The organism is Chloroflexota bacterium (assembly GCA_034717495.1).
Lineage (GTDB): Bacteria > Chloroflexota > Anaerolineae > JAAEKA01 > JAAEKA01 > JAYELL01.
This window is the reverse complement of sequence record JAYELL010000038.1, coordinates 146018-162874: the sequence shown is the minus strand read 5'-3', so window position 1 is coordinate 162874 and position 16857 is coordinate 146018. Positions and strand designations below refer to the sequence as shown.

General features: G+C 59.3%; 12 protein-coding genes. All 12 read right to left on the bottom strand.

Annotated features, from left to right (window positions below):
• Nucleotides 1-92 precede the first annotated feature (92 nt).
• Entirely contained in the window at nt 93-3242 is a 3150-nt protein-coding gene (locus tag U9R25_07720) for an FAD-dependent oxidoreductase (GenBank protein ID MEA3335784.1), read from the bottom strand.
• A 129-nt stretch (nt 3243-3371) separates the two neighbouring features.
• Nucleotides 3372-4019 carry a CBS and ACT domain-containing protein gene (locus U9R25_07715; protein ID MEA3335783.1) on the bottom strand — a complete coding sequence of 216 codons (648 nt, stop codon included), beginning with the start codon at nt 4017-4019 and terminating at the stop codon, nt 3372-3374.
• 1 nt (nt 4020) lies between these two features.
• Entirely contained in the window at nt 4021-5436 is a 1416-nt protein-coding gene (locus tag U9R25_07710; protein ID MEA3335782.1) for a heterodisulfide reductase-related iron-sulfur binding cluster, read from the bottom strand.
• A 136-nt stretch (nt 5437-5572) separates the two neighbouring features.
• Nucleotides 5573-6361, bottom strand: coding sequence for a carbon monoxide dehydrogenase accessory protein CooC (locus U9R25_07705; GenBank protein MEA3335781.1), 789 nt, complete (start codon nt 6359-6361; stop codon nt 5573-5575).
• A gap of 359 nt (nt 6362-6720) precedes the next feature.
• The gene (locus tag U9R25_07700; GenBank protein MEA3335780.1) at nt 6721-7746 is read right to left on the bottom strand and encodes a methylenetetrahydrofolate reductase; all 1026 of its coding nucleotides are present in this window, start codon (nt 7744-7746) and stop codon (nt 6721-6723) included.
• A 65-nt stretch (nt 7747-7811) separates the two neighbouring features.
• A complete protein-coding gene (locus tag U9R25_07695; GenBank protein MEA3335779.1) occupies nt 7812-8507 on the bottom strand; it encodes a methylenetetrahydrofolate reductase C-terminal domain-containing protein in 696 nt (231 codons plus the stop codon).
• 102 nt (nt 8508-8609) lie between these two features.
• Nucleotides 8610-9110: a hydrogenase iron-sulfur subunit gene (locus tag U9R25_07690; protein MEA3335778.1), complete on the bottom strand. Its 501-nt coding sequence runs from the start codon at nt 9108-9110 to the stop codon at nt 8610-8612.
• A 42-nt stretch (nt 9111-9152) separates the two neighbouring features.
• Nucleotides 9153-13898: an FAD-dependent oxidoreductase gene (locus U9R25_07685; protein ID MEA3335777.1), complete on the bottom strand. Its 4746-nt coding sequence runs from the start codon at nt 13896-13898 to the stop codon at nt 9153-9155.
• Between the two features lie 77 nt (nt 13899-13975).
• Complete coding sequence (locus tag U9R25_07680; GenBank protein ID MEA3335776.1) at nt 13976-14377, bottom strand: four helix bundle protein; 402 nt, start codon at nt 14375-14377, stop codon at nt 13976-13978.
• Nucleotides 14378-14465: 88 nt separating this feature from the next.
• The gene (locus U9R25_07675; GenBank protein ID MEA3335775.1) at nt 14466-15392 is read right to left on the bottom strand and encodes a dihydropteroate synthase; all 927 of its coding nucleotides are present in this window, start codon (nt 15390-15392) and stop codon (nt 14466-14468) included.
• Between the two features lie 66 nt (nt 15393-15458).
• Nucleotides 15459-15971, bottom strand: coding sequence for a DinB family protein (locus U9R25_07670; protein ID MEA3335774.1), 513 nt, complete (start codon nt 15969-15971; stop codon nt 15459-15461).
• Between the two features lie 75 nt (nt 15972-16046).
• Nucleotides 16047-16829 carry an AAA family ATPase gene (locus U9R25_07665; protein MEA3335773.1) on the bottom strand — a complete coding sequence of 261 codons (783 nt, stop codon included), beginning with the start codon at nt 16827-16829 and terminating at the stop codon, nt 16047-16049.
• Between the last annotated feature and the right edge of the window lie 28 nt (nt 16830-16857).

Sequence of the window (16857 nt, the reverse complement as noted above, 5' to 3'; positions counted from 1 at the left end):
ATTCACTCTTCCTGCAAGTTCCGATCCGCAATTGCTGATCGGTGATCAGTTTTTGGAAAAGGGCCTTAGGCTTACCGCATACTGATTACTGGTTACGGCACCACCGGCACCCAACTGCCCAAAACGCCGCTCAGCGACTGCAGCATCAGGTCGTCGGCGTAGGGCAACACCTGGATAGCCGAAGCCGGGCAATCCGCGGTACAGGTTCCACACCCCTGACACAGGGCAGGCTCGATATAGGCGGCACCGATGATCCCTCCAACACCCGCCTTCTCGTAGTCGATCTTCGGAACATTGAAGGGACAGGTGCGCACGCAGGTCAGACAGCCCACACATTTATCCTGATCGACGATGGCAATGGTCCCGCCCATAAAGAGCGGTTGTTTGGAGAGAATAGTCATGGCCCGCCCGGCTGTCGCGAGGGCGTGGCTGATGCTCTCCTCGATGAACTTGGGATAGTGGGCCATGCCGGCGACAAAGATTCCTTCGTCGGTGAAGTCCATGGGCCGCATCTTGACATGGGCCTCCTGATAGAATCCCTCAACCGAGAGAGGAACGCCCAGCAGATCGGCCAGCGCATCGGTGCCATCCGAGGGCTGGATAGCCATGCTGAGGACCAGCAGATCGGGGTTCAGCGTCATCCACTGATCGAATGTAGGTTCGTACACGCGGACACTAATCTCAGCGTCCCCACCTCCCTGCGTCCCTGCGTCCTCGACCACCGGCTCATGCTCGTCGTCGTAGCGCACAAAGACCACACCCCGCCGTCGGGCTTCTGTATAGTATTGCTCGCGAAAACCGTAGGTAATGATATCCTTGTAGAGCACCGTCACCTGGCAATCGGGGTTGGCCACCTTGATACGCATGGCGTTTTTAATGGTGCTGGTGCAGCAAACCCGGGAACAGTAGTCGTGCTCAACATTATCGGGTTTTACGCACTGGATCATCACCACATGTTTAAGCCTGGCGATCTCGTCCAGGCGATAGGCAATAGCCTCTTCCAATTCAAGCTGTGTGATGACCTTTTCATGTTCTGCCAGCAGATATCGCCTGCCACGAGCCTCCTGTCCGCCGGTTGCCACGATGGTCACACCGTGAGCCACAACCTGTTCACTGCCATCCCGGCTTCGCAGGATAGCCCGATAGTTGCCCACATGCCCGGCATGCATCGCCAATTCGGTGCTGCTATGCACGGAAATTCGCTCGTGGGAGCGCACGCGGTTGACCAGATCGCGCCTGAGCCGCCGGGGATTGTAACCCTCCACCACGAAGTGAATGTTTTGGAGATTGCCACCCAGCGTCTCGCTGCGTTCCACCAGGACCACTTCAAACCCACCGTCGGCGATGGCCAGGGCCGCGGTCATTCCGGACACACCACCACCAACCACCAGCGCCCGCCGGGCCGGTTCCACCACCGCTTTGTGAACTGGCTCCAGAACGCTGGCCCGTGCGGTTGCCATGCGGATCAGTTCCAGGGCCTTGCGTGTTGCCTTCTCAGGCTCATGAGGATGCACCCAGGCACACTGCTCCCGGATGTTGGCCATCTCCATCAGATAGGCGTTAAGCCCTGCCTGACGCACCGTTCTCTGAAAGAGGGGCTCATGAGTGCGGTGGCTGCAGGCGCCGATCACAACCCGGTTCAAACTATGCTCGGCAATCGCGTCCTTGATGGCATCCATGCCGGCGGGAAAACAACCGTAGTCCACGTTGGCTGCATGAACCACGTTGGGAAATCTTTGGGCCTGATCCACAACGCGATTGACGTCGACAACGCCGCCGATGGAGGGTCCACACTCACAGACGAAGACACCTACCCTGGGTGGTTCGCCGGAAACGTCCCGCTCAGGCGGAAACTCAGCCGCTCCTTTGCTCAGGAAGGGAAACTCGCGGCTGGAAGGATTCTGGCCCAGTTCACCGTGGAATAGACGCATAACGTCACCGGCCGCGCCTGAGGCATCGATGATCGTCTCGGCGATCTCCTTGGGCGAGGCAAAGGCCCCGCAGACGTAAATGCCCGGCTGGCTGGTCTCCAGGGGTGCAAACTTATCGGTGGCGCAGAAACCATAGTCGTTGAGATCGAAGCCCATCATGCCGGCCAGGGACTCGGCGCTTCCAGGTGGCTGAACGCCCACCGACAGCACCACCATGTCGAAGCGCTCTTCCACCATGGTGCCGTTACCATCGGATGGGTAGCGCAGAATCAGGTCGCTGGTCAACGGGTCTTCCTTCAACCCGGAGATGCGGCAGCGCACGTAATCAACGCCAAACTCATCCCTGGAACGGTGAAAATAGGCGTTGAATTCCTTGTTGAAGGCCCGCTCGTCCATCATGAACACGCGGCAATCCACGCCATCGAGGCGCTGCTTGGCCAGCACTGCTTCCTTTGTGGCGTACATGCAGCAGATCGAAGAGCAGTAGGGATGCTCCTGATCGCGCGAGCCGATGCACTGAAGCCAGGCGATCCGTTTCGGCGACTGGTTGTCCGATGGCCGCATCACCATGCCCTCGGTGGGCCCGGAGCGGCTGACATAGCGCTCGTACTGCATGCTATGGATAACATTGGGATAACGACCGTAGCCGTACTCCTCCAGCACAGAGGCATCCGACAGATTGTAGCCCAGAGCCAGGATAATCGCAGAGACCCGAATCGTCTCATCTTGAATCGTTTCATCCAGATCGATAGCATCGGTGGGACAGACCTCGACACACCGCCCGCAATCCTCGCAGTAATCGCCCTTGTCGATAAAGTAGGCGTCGGGCAGAGAGCGAGGCGCACTTTTGTGCACGGCCATCTGTGTGACGATGGACTCCTCAAACTCACTGGGCAAATGCACAGGGCAGACAACAGCACACAAGCCACAGTTGGTACACTTGTCAATCGCCACGTAGCGAGGATGGTGCCGGAGGTCGATAGCGAAATCGCCGGCAGATCCGCTGGCAGCCAGGATTTCGGTCAGGGTCATGATCTCGATATTGGGGTGGACATTGTTGTCCATGAAGGCGGGCGAGATGGCAGGCCTGGTACAACCATAGCCATGGTCTGAGGTGCCACGACAGAGCACGCAGTCGTGGGTAGGAAACATATAGCCCAATTGTGCCACCCGGCCGCCCAGAGTGGCTTCCCGTTCGATCAGAAATACTTTGAGCCCAGCCTCGGCCAGATCGACGGCGGCGCGCATGCCTCCCACACCGCCACCGACGACGAGCACTGCGCCATCAGGCTTACTTCGTCCGATCGTCATAAATTCTCCTAAACTACAAGCAAGTAGACAAGTAGGATAGCCTACTTTTTTTTACTTATGTACTTATGTACTTGTATACTCATTTACTGTATACACTTACTCATTTTCCAACTTCCCACTTCTCCAACCCTACATCACCCTGACATCCTCAACGACTATCCCCTCCAACCTCCCCAGGGCATCCACCAACTTGTCCTGCGAAAGGTTCGTGACCTTGAGCACCGACGACCAGACCGCCGGGTCCCGGGTGGGATAGGTGATGTAGGCCAACAGATAACCGCCGGCGCTGGCGATGGTTGAAGAGATGCGAGCCACCTCGCCGGCCCGATCAGGCTGCGACACGGTGACTCTCAGCCCCTCGTTGCGGGCACCCAGCACGTCTACCATCAGGGTAAAAAGGTCGTTGTCGGTGATGATGCCGATAAGCTCACCGTCGCGCATGACGGGCAGACAGCCCAACCGCCGGTCGGCCATGATGCGGGCTGCTTCCTCGATAGCTGTGTCCTCGTCGATGGTCACGACGTCGGTGACCATCACGTCCTTGACTGTGATCTTGGCCAGCACGTAGCTGATCTCGAACTTGCTGAAGTGGCTCACATCCGAGGGCAGGGCCTTCATGAGGGCTCGCTGCGTCACCAGGCCGATCAGCTTGCCGGCGTCATCCACGATGGGCAGGTGCCGGATCCGCTTCTCTCGCATTAGCGCCTGGGCCTCGGTGACGGGCATCTCCGGCGTCCCGCAGAAAGGATCAGGCGTCATTCGATCTTTGACTAGCATGTTAATTCAGCAATCCCTTCTCCGCCAATAAGGGTCGTGGATCGATCAGGTTTTTGTTCAGCGCCATGGCCTTCTCATCCAGGCCCAGGGCCAGGGCCATCAACTGCGTGAAGTAGATGATGGGGATCGGCTGCTCCAGGCTCATCTGCTTTTGCCTGGCATCCAGGTTGGCATGGCACAGGGAGCAGGCCACGACCACGGCGTCGGCGCCGCGTGCTTGCGCCGCCCGCAGGATCTTCTCGGATAGCTCCAGGACGATGCCGGCATCGCTCAGGCTCAGGCTGGCGCCGCAGCAATCGGTCTTGTAGCTCCAGTCCAGGCTCTCCGCGCCCAGCGCCTCCATCAGCCGGTCCAGGGTGCGGGGGTTCTCCGGATTGGGGGCCTGCATGATCTCCGGCGGCCGGGTCATCAGGCAGCCGTAGTAGTTGACCACTTTCAGCCCCTCCAACGGCTTGACCATCTGCTCCTGGATGGCTTCGATGCCCACCTTTTCCAGGATCAGATCCACCAACGACCAGACCTTGACGCTTTCCTCTTCGTAGCTTTGGCCCACGGCCTCTTCGACCTCGGCCTTCCACTGGGGATCGTGGCTGGTGTGGTGCACCGCGGTCTTGAAACGGCCATAGCAGGCCACGCAGGGCGCTACCATCTCATCGAAACCACTGCGTTCGATCAAGGACAGGTTGGTAATCGGCAGAGAGTCGGCCAGCAAGGGGTCGGCGGCATGGGCAGGGCTGCTGCCACAGCATAGCCATCCCTTGGGCTCCGTCAGCGTGATTCCCAGTGCTTCGGCCACGCCCAGGGTCGAGCGATTCAACTCCGGCGCGGTGGAGTGCAATGAACAGCCAGGGAAGTAGGCTACCTCGTTCTCGGCCCGTTCCTCCCTCTTTGGATTCTTGGGAGGCCGTACGAAATGGGGAAGCAGAGCGATCTTGCGCTTGAAGATCATCTCCACACCCAGGTCCATATCATCCATTGGCTTGTGCTTGCGCAGATTCAGTTCAGCCATCAGGCCGGCTTCGTAGGAGCGCCCCAGCAACTTGATGTTGCGCAAAAAGACGTCATTGAAGGCGGCAACCTCGGGCACAGCCGGCTCATAGCCTCTTTTCCGCGACTCCATGCGCAGGACGTCCATGGTGCCGGCGATATCCAGGCCCTGGGGACAGCGGGTCGTGCAGGTCTGGCAGGCAGCGCACAGCCAGATGGCCTTGCTGCTCAAGGCCTGTTCATCCATGCCCAGCTGCACCGCCCGCATCACCTGGTTTGGCGTAAGGTCAAAATACTCGGCCAACGGGCAACCGCTGGTGCATTTGACACACTGGTAGCAGAGGAAGACGTTGCTGCCCGTCGCTTCCTGCACGATGTCGATCAGGCGAATGCCGGTGGATGATGTTTCTCGTGTTGTGGTGCCGCTCATGGGCTGCTCCCTGATTGTCAATGGTTAATGGTCAACCTATGCCCGGCTGACCTAGATTCCTGGTTGGTCATTGAGAGGAAGCCGAGGCTCGGGGAGGCTGACGTGGCAATCTCTCGCGTTGACAATTGACCATTCCTTAAGATGTCGAGCCGTCGCTCGAGTTGAGGTTCTGTAACATCTCCCGCGCTGCCACCACTGTTTCAGGCGCGATGTCGTAAACGGCCTGGCCGGTCAAGTCGGCCTCGATAACCTGGGGATCGTAGGGAAGAAAGCCCAGCACAGGGAGATCACCGGCCATCTTGCGGATGAATTCCTTGTCGGCTTCGCCCCGGATGCGATTGGCCACCAGGTAGAGGTTCTTCATTCCCAGGTCGGTGGCCAAACGTTTGATATCTTCCATAACGCCCACACTACGCCGGCCCGGCTCGATGACGATGATCATGGCGTCTACGGCCTGCGAGGTGCCCCGGCCCAGATGCTCCACGCCCGCTTCCATGTCCAGGATCAGCACCTCATTGCGGCGCATCAACAGGTGGGTCGTCAGGGCTTTGAGCAGGGCGTTCTCGGGACAAAGGCAGCCGGTGCCGCCGATCTTGATGGTGCCCAGGCGCAGCAGGCGTATGCCGCGACAGGTGGCGCTGAAACGCTCCGGGATGTCATCTACCTTGGGCGTCAGGCTGAAAAAACCGCCGAGGGTGCCCGGTTTGGCGCCAGTGCGTTCGTAGATCAGGTCACCCATCTCGGAAATCGGCTCGATGGACTCGACCATGTCGGGTGGGAATCCCAGTGACACGGCCAACCCGGAGGCAGGATCGGCGTCTACAGCCAACACCTCGATGCCCTGCTCCGCGTACAGGTAGGCCAGCACGGATGAAAGGGTGGTCTTGCCAACGCCGCCCTTGCCAGTGATTGCGATTTTGTTCATTGTTGCTCCAAATGATCAGTTGGCCACCAATTGGGCGAATTGCTCGAATACCGAATGATAGAAACCTAATTCGCTTAATTCATACAATTCGTGACAGATTCGGATCGAAAAACCAAGTGTATTGCTAAACAATGGATTGATCATGTCGTTGCGAGGCCCAGCGTCAGATTGTTCGAACGCCGAATCTCCGAATGGGCCGAAGCAATCTCGATGCCGATCTGAAGGTCAGACTGGGTTGTGCCGCTCACAATGAGAGATTGCCACGTCGATCTCGCTTGTGGCGAGCCATGGACTCGTTCGCGCGGCCGCTACGCTCGATCTCCTCGCAATGACTCGACAGGGGCTCTGAAAACCCAGCGCTAGTCACCGGTCCCGTTGCTGCCAACATCTTCGAAGGTCGGGCGAGGCAACAACCCCGCGCCCTCGACGATGGGCCGCACGGCGCGTTCCCACTCGATAGCCATGACATGAACACCGGCAACCCCTTCCATCTCACGCAACTCCTGAATCTGTTCGATACAGATCTGAATACCCTCAGCTCGCCACGCCTTGCCACGCTCTTTTTTGTCCTCGATGCCCTTGCCGGCCGCCTGCATGCGCTCGCCATACCAGGGCTCAACGTCCATGCCCGGCACATTGTTGGCCATGTAACGGGCCATGCCAGGCGATTTGAGAGGACCCACGCCGGCCAGAATATAGACCTTCTCGTGCAGGCCAAGATCCCGAACCCGTTGCATATATTCCTTGAACTTCGGGAGGTCATAGATGAGCTGAGTCTGGATGAAGTCTGCACCTGCTGAAACCTTTTTCGCCAGCCGATAGGGCCGCCACTCAAAGGGATCACCAAAAGGGTTGGCCGCAGCACCGATGAAAAAGCGGGGCTCGTTGGCCTTGATGGCCTCTCCTCCCTGAAAATGCTTTTCATCGCGCAGGTTTTTGACCATATTCACAAGCTGCATCGAGTCGACGTCATGCACGTTTTTGGCACCCGGCTCGTTGCCAAAAGTCTGGTGATCGCCGGTCAGGCAGAGCAAGTTACGCATACCCAGCGCGTACGCGCCCAGCAGGTCAGCCTGAATGGCCAGCCGGTTGCGATCGCGGCAGGTCATCTGGATCACCGGCTCCAATCCTTCCTGCACCAGAATAGCGCCGGCGCCGATGCTGGACATTCTTACGATGGCAGTTTGATTATCTGTTATGTTAACTGCATCGACCAGCCCGCGCAACAGTTCCACTTTGCGCCGAATCACATCGGCGTTGGCATTCTTTGGCGGACCCAGCTCACCGGTAACGGCGAAATGGCCGGCATCCAGCACGCGCTCCAGGTTGCTGTTCGATTTAAGGGCAAAATCGGTTGTTTCTTCCATGACGGCAGTTTCGGTCATGTTGGTTCTCCTAGAGATGGGAGCTTATGGGAGCTCGTGGGCAAGTGTCGAAAACAAAGGTGCCGCTACAGATGCTCATCCAGGTCAAGCGAGACCTGTCTCAGGTCCTCGCGCACGATCTTTCGAGGGCCGCCGTCGCGGCTGGTCTTCCAATCCTTGGCAGGCTGAACCTCCAGCAACCGCTCGACCTGGCCCAGTTCCGTGGCTCGTTCCCAAATAAGCTGCCAGACACAGGGCACGTCTGGGTCGATCTCGCACTCGCCTGCTTGCGAGCCGCCACATGGTCCGTTCAGCAACTGCTTGGCGCATCGAGCGATGGGACAGATACCGCCGGTCACATCCAGGATACAGTCGCCACAGGCCGCGCAGCGCTCCTCCCAGACCCCCTGCTCCGTGGGCAGGCCCAGGAAGGCCGTGTTCTGGCCCGGCAGAACGTGGGTGGCCTTGAAATGCTCGGCAATGGCCTGAACGCCGATGCCGCAGCCTAATGAAAGCACGGCATCGTAGGCTGCGACCTGGTCCTTGACGGTGTCCAGGTACTCCCACTCGCACTGGCGCTGCACGGTGACTTCGTCCACCTGCTTGGGCGCGCCATCGAGCCTGGCAGACATGCGCAACATGGACGCCAGCACACTTGCCTCCTTCGTCCCGCCACTAAAACAGACGGTAACGCAGGTGCCGCAGCCCATTACGAGCACTTTGTCGTAGGGTGACAGCATCTCCTTGATTTCATCCAGCGGCTTCTGTTCAGCTACGATCATCTAACACCTCCGGGAGGAGAGAATGAGAAATCAGAAAAGGTGTGAATTTGGCTCGGCTACTGGTATTGTAGCTTGGATTGATGGACTTGGGTAGGATATAGATCACGTTGCCACGGCAGCCACCTCTGGTTCGCTGGCCTCAGCTTCTGCGACAGGCTGTTTGCCCAGCGGACTGGGACCAAGGCTCTGAATAGCCACCGTGAATTCGGTGCTGGCCTCGGCGAAGGCGGCGGCCATGGCCGAGGACATATTGAACATTCGGATGCGTTCCGGCTCCAGCCCGATCTCTGCCAACAAGCTTTGCATGTACTCGACACGACGCCGGGCGTTGAGGTTGCCTTCCTGAAAATGGCAGTCGCCCTCCAGGCATCCGGCCACCATCACCGCATCTGCACCGCGCTCGAAAGTGTGCAACACCTCCAGCAAGTCCAACCGGCCGGTGCAAGGTAACAACACGACGCGAATGTTGGGCGGGTAGCTCAAACGCAGCGAACCGGCCAGATCCGCCGCCGCATAGGCGCAGTAGTTGCAGCAGAAGGAAACGATCCGGGGCTGGAAGGAATCACTGTTGACGTTCAGTTCTGAGCTGTTTTCAGTGCTCATGGGGTGCTCCGGGATTGGAAATGGTCAATGATCAATTGGCAATCAATCCAGCCTCTCCAACCCAAACAACGCATCAATCTTAATCTCCACCTGATCGTCCCGATAGTGCATGAGCTGGATCGCCCGCGCCGGACACTCCGCCATACAGACGCCACAACCGTGGCACATGGCCGGATTGATCAACGCCGCGCCCAAAATGCCGCCAATGCCCGACTGCGCGCCATCGACCGTCGGCACGCCATAGGGACAAACACGTACACAGGTCAGGCAGCCGACGCACAGTTGCGGGTCTACCTGCGCGATAGCGCCACCGACCGTCATGGTCTCATGGCTGAGCACCGTGGCCGCGCGAGCCGCAGCCGCCTGCGCCTGGGCAATCGCCTCGTCGACGAACTTGGGAAAATGCGCGGCGCCTGCCATATAAAACCCATCGGAGGCGAAATCCACCGGCCGTAGCTTGGGGTGGGCCTCCAGGAACCAGCCGTTCAGGTCAATCGGCAGCTTCAGCTTCATGCCCAGCTCGTGCGTGCCCTCAGCCGGCACCATCGGCACACTCAGCACCAACAGATCTGCCGTCAACGTAATCCACTCATCAAACGCCGGCTCCCAGGCCCGAATCTCAACCGGCACGCCCATCCGCTGACCTTCCGTCCCTCCGTTCCTCTGATCCCCCGGCCCTCCGACCTCCGGCCTGTGCTGCTCATCATAGCGCATGAACACCACGCCCAGCTCGCGCGCGCGCGTGTACAGCCGCTCCTTGAATCCATAGGTGCGGATATCCTTATACAGCACCGTAATGCGCACAGCCGGATTCAGTTCCTTCAACTTGATAGCCTGCTTCAACGCCGAGGTGCAGCAGGTGCGACCGCAGTAGTTCTCGGCCGGGCCGACGCAGAGCAGGAAGGCGGCGGAATGTGGAATCTGATCACCCGATTCTCTGACCCACTGATCCTCTGCCCCTCTGATCCTCTGCTCCCCCGACCACTCGGCCAACAGCACCTCGAACTCCAGGCCAGTCACCACCCGGGAATCCTGGCCGAGGCCATACTCATTGCCGCGGTACTCCTGACCGCCGGTGGCAACGATGGTGACGCCATGCTGGATCGTGATTGTCTCGACCGCCTGGCCATTCCGGCCATCCTCCGGAGAGGATGGAACTGAAGGGGGGTTCCTCCGCAGCCTACTGGTGAAATTACCCGTAAAGCCGGTCGTGTCGGCCAACTCGGTGTTGAGGTGCACAGTGATGCGGTCGTCGCCTTTGACGCTTGCCAGCAGGTCGGCGAGGAAAGCCTGAGGAGAATAATTGTCAATGGTTAACGAGGCTTCGGACGACGTTTGATCCTTGACCGCTGACCGTTGACTATTAGCAATTGGCAATTGATCATTGACCATTGATTGTTGATCATTGGCCATTTCATCCGGCATGAAATGCAAATGCCGCAGATTCCCCCCCAACTCCCCCGTCCGCTCCACCAGATCAACAGGAAAGCCCTGCTCGCTGAGGGTCAGTGCAGCGCTCATGCCGGCCACGCCGCCTCCGACCACCAGGGCTTTCTGCTGCACCTGCAGCGTTTCCTTGTGCAGCGGGTTCAGGTGGGTGGCCCGGGCCACGGCCATGCGCACCAGGTCCTTGGCCTTCTCTGTGGACTCGCCCCAGTTGTCTGAGTGCACCCACGACACCTGGTTGCGGATGTTGGCCATGTCGAACAGGTAGGGGTTGAGCCCGGCCTGGCGAATGCTGTCCTGGAATAACCCTTCGTGGGTACGGGGCGTGCAGGAGGCGACCACAACTCGGTTCAGCCCCAGCGCCTTGGTCTGCTCGGTGATGTGAACGATGCTGTCCTGGGAGCAGGTGTAGAGGTTGTGCTCAGAGTGGACCACACCAGGCAGGTCTTTTGCATACTCAGCCACATCAGGCACGTCCAGAAAGCCGCCAATATTGGAACCGCAGTGGCAAACAAATACGCCGACCCGGGGTTCTTCTTCGACAATATCCCGTTCGGGTGGGTATTCCACCGGCGTGATCAGCGTGCCGCGGGCAGGAGCCAACAATCGTTCGGCCATGGCGGCAGCCCCACTGGCCTCCACCACCGTCTCGGGAATATCCTTGGGCTCCACAAAGGGTCCACAGGCAAAAATGCCCGCCTTGCTGGTTCCCAGTGGTTTGAAGGGCACGGTGGTACAAAAACCGTAATCGTCAAGCTGAATGCCAAGGTCGCGTCCCAGCGTTTTGACTTCTTGCGACATCTCCATGCCAACCGAGAGCACCACCATGTCGAATGCTTCAGCCACCAGCTTGCCATCGTCGGTCTGATAGCGCAGGATCAGGTCGTCCGTTGCCAGGTCATGTTTGAGTTCCGACACACGACAGCGAGTATATTGAATGTCGTAACGATCCTCGGCTCGTTTGTAATACTCGTAATAGCCCTTGCTGTAGGCCCGCATATCCATCATGAACACATGGCACGCCACCTCCGGATCGTGCTCGCGGCACATGATGGCTTCCTTGGTAGCATACATGCAACATACAGCAGAGCAGTAGTCGTGATTCTGATCGCGTGAACCGATGCATTGTAGAAAAGCAATCTTGTGGGCCGGTTTGCCATCGGAAGGGCGATTGACATGACCGAAGGTGGGTCCGCTGGCACTTAATAACCGCTCCAACTGAAGCGAAGTAACCACATTGGGATAACGACCGAAGCCATATTCCTCGTCAAAGGCGGGATTGTAGGCCGTGTAGCCAGGCGCCAGGATCACGGCACCGACGTTGACCTGCTCGTGGGTCTCGACCATGTCGTGGTCGATGGCGTCCACACCGCAGATGTACCAGCAGCTCAGACACTCGGAACAATGGCCACAGGCCAGGCAGCGGGCCGCCTCCTCCTGAGCAAGGGCCTCGTTGTAGCCCAGATCGACCTCGGCGAAACTGTTGCGGCGGGCATCCACGTCCAGCTCGGGCATCTTGATGCGGCCCGTGCGGCTCACCAGGCCACTCTCCACCGTGGCCTGAACTTCCTCCTCCGTCAACGTGACCACCGGCAGGTCAGGCCTGGGCTTCGGCTCCAACTCCTCACCCTGCAGGAACTTCTTCACCGACTCGGCGGCCTGGTGGCCGGCTGCGATGCCGTCCACCACGAATGCGGTGCCGGTCACAGCATCGCCCGCGGCGAAGACGCCCGGTCGGGTCGCCGCCAGCGTATTGGGATTGACCGCCACCAGGCCCTGCCGCGTGGTGCCAACGCCGCTATCCTCGGGAATGAAGGCCAAACCTGCTGCCTGACCGATGGAGAATATGATGGTATCGCCGTCGATGACGTGTTCTGAGTCGGGCACTGTCTCCAGAACCAACCGGCCTTCGGCGTCGAACTCCATGAAACTGACATCGCTGACGTCGATGCCGGCCACGTGCCCGCTGCCGTCGTCGAGGATGCGGTTGAAGGCGTGCGCGGGGTGCATGATCACCCCCTCCGCCTCGGCATCCTCGATCTCCCACTGGTGGGAGGGCATCTTTTCCCGGCTTTCCAGACAGGCCAGGTGCACCTCGGGCACGCCCAGCCGGACGACCGTGCGCGCCACATCAATAGCCACGTTGCCGCCGCCGAGCACTACGACTCTTTTTCCCAGCTTTGGCAGGTTGCCCAGGCGCACATCCCGCAAAAAAACGGTGTTGAGCAGTACACCCTCCAGATCCGAGCCGGGGATCGGCAGCTTCTTACCCACGTGCGCGCCCACGGCGATGATCACGGAGTCAAAGCCCTGATCGAACAGCGAGTCGATGTCCTCGACCCGATGGTTGAGCTTGAGCGTCACCCCCTCGTCCAGGATGTTCTGCACCTCCCGCTCGATGATCCAGGAGGGCAGGCGGTATTCGGGCACGCCGACGCGCAACATGCCACCGGCCACGGGCAGCGTCTCGAACACGGTCACGCCGTAGCCATCGCGCACCAGGTCGCGGGCAGCGGTGAGGCCGCACGGCCCCGCGCCAATAATGGCGATCTCTTCCTGCTTCGTGCGCTCGCGCCGCGGCAGCGGCTCCCGCGGCGCCTTATAAACCATGTCGGTGACGAAGCGTTTTAGCGAGGCAATGGCGATGGGGTCATCCACCAGGCCGCGGTTGCAGGCATCCTCGCAGCGGTGGTTGCATATGCGCCCACAGATGCCCGGAAAGGGATTGTCCTCCAGGATGACCCGCAGAGCGTCGGCGTAGCGTCCCTCCCGGATCAAGGCGATATAGCCCTGGGCCCGCTGGCTGATGGGGCAGGCATCCCGGCAGGGTGAAACGCCCAGCTTATCGATGGTAACCGCACTGGGCACGGCCTGGGGATAGAGCCGGTAGACAGCCCGGCGATCAAGCAGCGCCTCGTCGAAGACGTTGGACAGTGGCGGCAGGACTACGGGACAGACGTCCAGGCACTCCCCACAGCCGGTGCACTTGTCCACGTCAACGTAGCGTGCTTTGCGTTTCACCTCGACATGAAAGTTTCCGGCCTGTCCGTCGATGCCCGTGACTTCGCTGTCCACCATGACATGGATATTGGGATGGCGACCCACCTCCACCAGTTTGGGGCTGATGGTACACATGGCACAGTCGTTGGTGGGGAAGGTTTTGTCCAACTGGGCCATGTGCCCGCCAATGGCGGACTGGGTTTCCACCAGGTAGACCTTGTAGCCAGCATCGGCCAGGTCCAGCGACGATTGCATGCCGGCAATGCCGCCGCCGACAACCATGACAGCACCGACGGGCGCGGCGGAGCCGTTGTGTCCGTTGCGTTGTCCGTTTGTGGTCATGTTACAACTCCTTCAGATGTCGCAGGGTCGCAAGGTCGCAAGGTCGCGGGTTAGGCGTCGAGTGACTTCAAGCAGTTCTAGAGCATAGCACCAAGGCGACGGTAGTTGTTGTAGAAATGCCTGTAGCGGTTGGCGTTGAGAGAGCCGGTCTCGTGGAGCATTTCCAGGTGCGCCTTGGTCTCGTCATTGGACGCAATTGACCGGTTGACGTATACGCTGTGCTGGCCTTTGTATCGACGCATGCCATAGCCTTCAACGAAGTTGGCGACAACAGATTTGCTGGAGCGTCTGATCTGCGAACCCTGTTCGTACAGCTCGAACTTTGGCAATTCCGCCAACGTCATCCTGTGGATCTCAACCGCCAGGCGTTTGCTCAGCCTGAAGATTTCCGTGTTCTCGTATCCGCGAGGTCTTCTTTGCCTTTCATCCTTTCCGTTCATGTTCCCCCAAGAATCCGGCAATGCCGGTAATCCTTTCATTGCAGGCACACTGAGACTTTGCGCCCCTGCGTCCTATGTGCTATTGGGACATTTGGAGCCCTGCGACTCTGCGCCTTCAGCAACCATGCTACAAATCCAGATACGAGTCGGTGTAGATCACGTCGTTCCGCAGGATCTGCACCGTCTTCCAGAATGCCACCTGGTCGGGATCGTCGAAGTCCACATCCTCGGGCTGAAGGGTGTCCATCTCCATGGTGGCGTCGAAGAGGCGCAGCTTGAGCTGGTTTAGCGCTGTGCTTTCGTCCCGCTGCTCGACGATGCGGATCGTTTCGACCACGCCCTCGTCCAGAGGGTCAGCAATGGCGGTGTCCAGGCCTGCGCCCATGAGCATGATCAGGTAGGTCTGGTTGATCAGCGGGCGCAAGGCGTGGGGCACCCGGTTGGATGTGTTGGACAGGCCCACCGATACCGCCGGCGGCGGGTCCCAGGCAAATTTGAGCATGCGCACCGCCTCGACGCACTCGGGCGCGTATTCCTGGCAGCCCACCACGGTCAGGGAGAGCGGGTCGATGATCAGGTCCTCGACGGGAATCTCAAGTTCCAGCGCCTTGGGGATCAGGGTCTCCAGCGCGATGTTGACCCGCTCGTCGGCGCCAACGGGGATCATGCCGGTGCCCATGGTGAGGGCGACGAGCTTGGTGTTGTACTTTTTTGCCAGGGGCGTTACTGTTTCCAGACGCTCAGGGTCGGCCGAGGTGGAGTTGATGATAGGCTGCACCCTGGCCACCTTGCAGCCTGCCTCGATGGCAGCCAGGTTCATGGTGTCGAAACTGAGAGGGACATCCACCACTTCCTGGACGATCTCCACAAGCCATGGCATGATCTCATGACCATGTTTCTTCTGCGGCCCGATATTCAGGTCCAGCGCTACCGCGCCAGCTTCCACCTGAGCGACGGCCAGGTCCTGGAAGAACTTGACGTTACGATCCCGTACTGCTGCCTTGACCTTGGGCGAGATAATGTGAATGTTCTCGCCGATGATGTTGAATTGCATTGGAGCGTGTCTCCTCTCCTAACAAATGTATGGTGGGTGGTGTCAATTGATCGGCAGAGACCCTTATCAGGCAGGCCTTTCGGGACGATACACCGCCTCGCCAAACCCGCCTACGAACTGGGGCAGATCGGGATGGCCCAGCATCTGGCGCACGGCGTGGGCCTCACCAGTATGGAACCAGTAGTGATAGAGGTTGCGCTGCAACAAGGTGCCGACGCTCTCCCCGACCGGCTCTCCTTCCCAGTCGAAATGGGACAACAGAGTCTCGCCGGTCACCGTGTCCAGATACTCGTCGGCCGCGGCAGTCACCTCACGCCACGCGGTCCACATCTCTGCCAGGGGTGGCGTGCTGGCAGGCTTGCCATAGCCTACCAGGTCGTTGAGTCCTGGAACAACAGACCTGCCTTCAGCCAGGATCAGCCAGTACCACTGCTCCTGGTTGGCCAGATGGCCGATCATCCAGCTGATGCCGTTCATGGGTAGGTATCGCTTGCGGGAATCCTCATCGGACACGCCATCCAGACAGCGCACGAACTCACTGCGGGCGAAACGGAGTTGGGTGACCAGTGGGTGAGTCATGAGTGTTCCAGTTCAAGAGTGACAGAGGGGCAGAGTCGCAGAGTTACCGAAGTGCAACCTTTGTGCCTTCTTCACCTATCCAAACACGATTCTATCCACGAGTGCCGCGACTCCCTGGCGAGCTGGACTATCTGGCGGCAACTGTACCAACGGTTTGCCCTCGGCGTCGTACTGGTTCACCATCAGGTCGGCCGCTATCACCCCCAACAGAGGTGCGTCAAACTCGTCGATCATGGCCTGGACGGCCGGTGGAATCTCGTTGTTTCCATTGCTTGAAGTGGGCACCCGGTTGATGACGATGGCCTTGTTCTTTACGTTGATGTTCAGCGCATCAGCCATCTTGATCATGTGACCTATCGCAGTCATGCCGCGCACGCTGGGGTCGCTGACCAAAAGGAGCCAGTCCACGTCCCGGGTGGTCCTGCGGCTCAGATGCTCCATTCCTGCCTCGTTGTCCATCACCACGTAGTTGTAGCTTTCCTCCATCAGGTCAACTACCTGACGCAGCGTATGGTTGACCGGGCAGTAGCAGCCTGGCCCCTCGGGGCGACCCATTACCAACAGGTCGAAATCCTCTGCCTCCTCGACGGCCATACGAATTTCTACGTCGAGTACTTCCCGCTGGGAAACTCCCAAAGCCATCTGTGTGCGCTGAACATCCTCCAGCAGGTCCTCTCGGATGTCGCCGATGGTCCGATTGAGGGGAATACCCAGCGCCAGGTTAAGGTTGCTGCTGGGATCAGCATCGATCGCCATGATGGGCCCGGCGCCTCGAGCTGCCAGTATATCGATCAAGAGAGCAGCAATGGTGGTTTTTCCCGTACCTCCCTTGCCGGCTAATGCGATTGTTGTGGTCAATATAGGCTCCAATCTTTGCCACGAATTT

Coding starts and splice junctions, on each gene's coding strand:
- U9R25_07675 (MEA3335775.1), bottom strand. CDS start 15,392: ATGCAATTCAACATCATCGGCGAGAACATTCACATTATCTCGCCCAAG.
- U9R25_07695 (MEA3335779.1), bottom strand. CDS start 8,507: ATGATCGTAGCTGAACAGAAGCCGCTGGATGAAATCAAGGAGATGCTG.
- U9R25_07680 (MEA3335776.1), bottom strand. CDS start 14,377: ATGAAAGGATTACCGGCATTGCCGGATTCTTGGGGGAACATGAACGGA.
- U9R25_07700 (MEA3335780.1), bottom strand. CDS start 7,746: ATGACCGAAACTGCCGTCATGGAAGAAACAACCGATTTTGCCCTTAAA.
- U9R25_07670 (MEA3335774.1), bottom strand. CDS start 15,971: ATGACTCACCCACTGGTCACCCAACTCCGTTTCGCCCGCAGTGAGTTC.
- U9R25_07685 (MEA3335777.1), bottom strand. CDS start 13,898: ATGACCACAAACGGACAACGCAACGGACACAACGGCTCCGCCGCGCCC.
- U9R25_07710 (MEA3335782.1), bottom strand. CDS start 5,436: ATGAGCGGCACCACAACACGAGAAACATCATCCACCGGCATTCGCCTG.
- U9R25_07690 (MEA3335778.1), bottom strand. CDS start 9,110: ATGAGCACTGAAAACAGCTCAGAACTGAACGTCAACAGTGATTCCTTC.
- U9R25_07715 (MEA3335783.1), bottom strand. CDS start 4,019: ATGCTAGTCAAAGATCGAATGACGCCTGATCCTTTCTGCGGGACGCCG.
- U9R25_07705 (MEA3335781.1), bottom strand. CDS start 6,361: ATGAACAAAATCGCAATCACTGGCAAGGGCGGCGTTGGCAAGACCACC.
- U9R25_07720 (MEA3335784.1), bottom strand. CDS start 3,242: ATGACGATCGGACGAAGTAAGCCTGATGGCGCAGTGCTCGTCGTCGGT.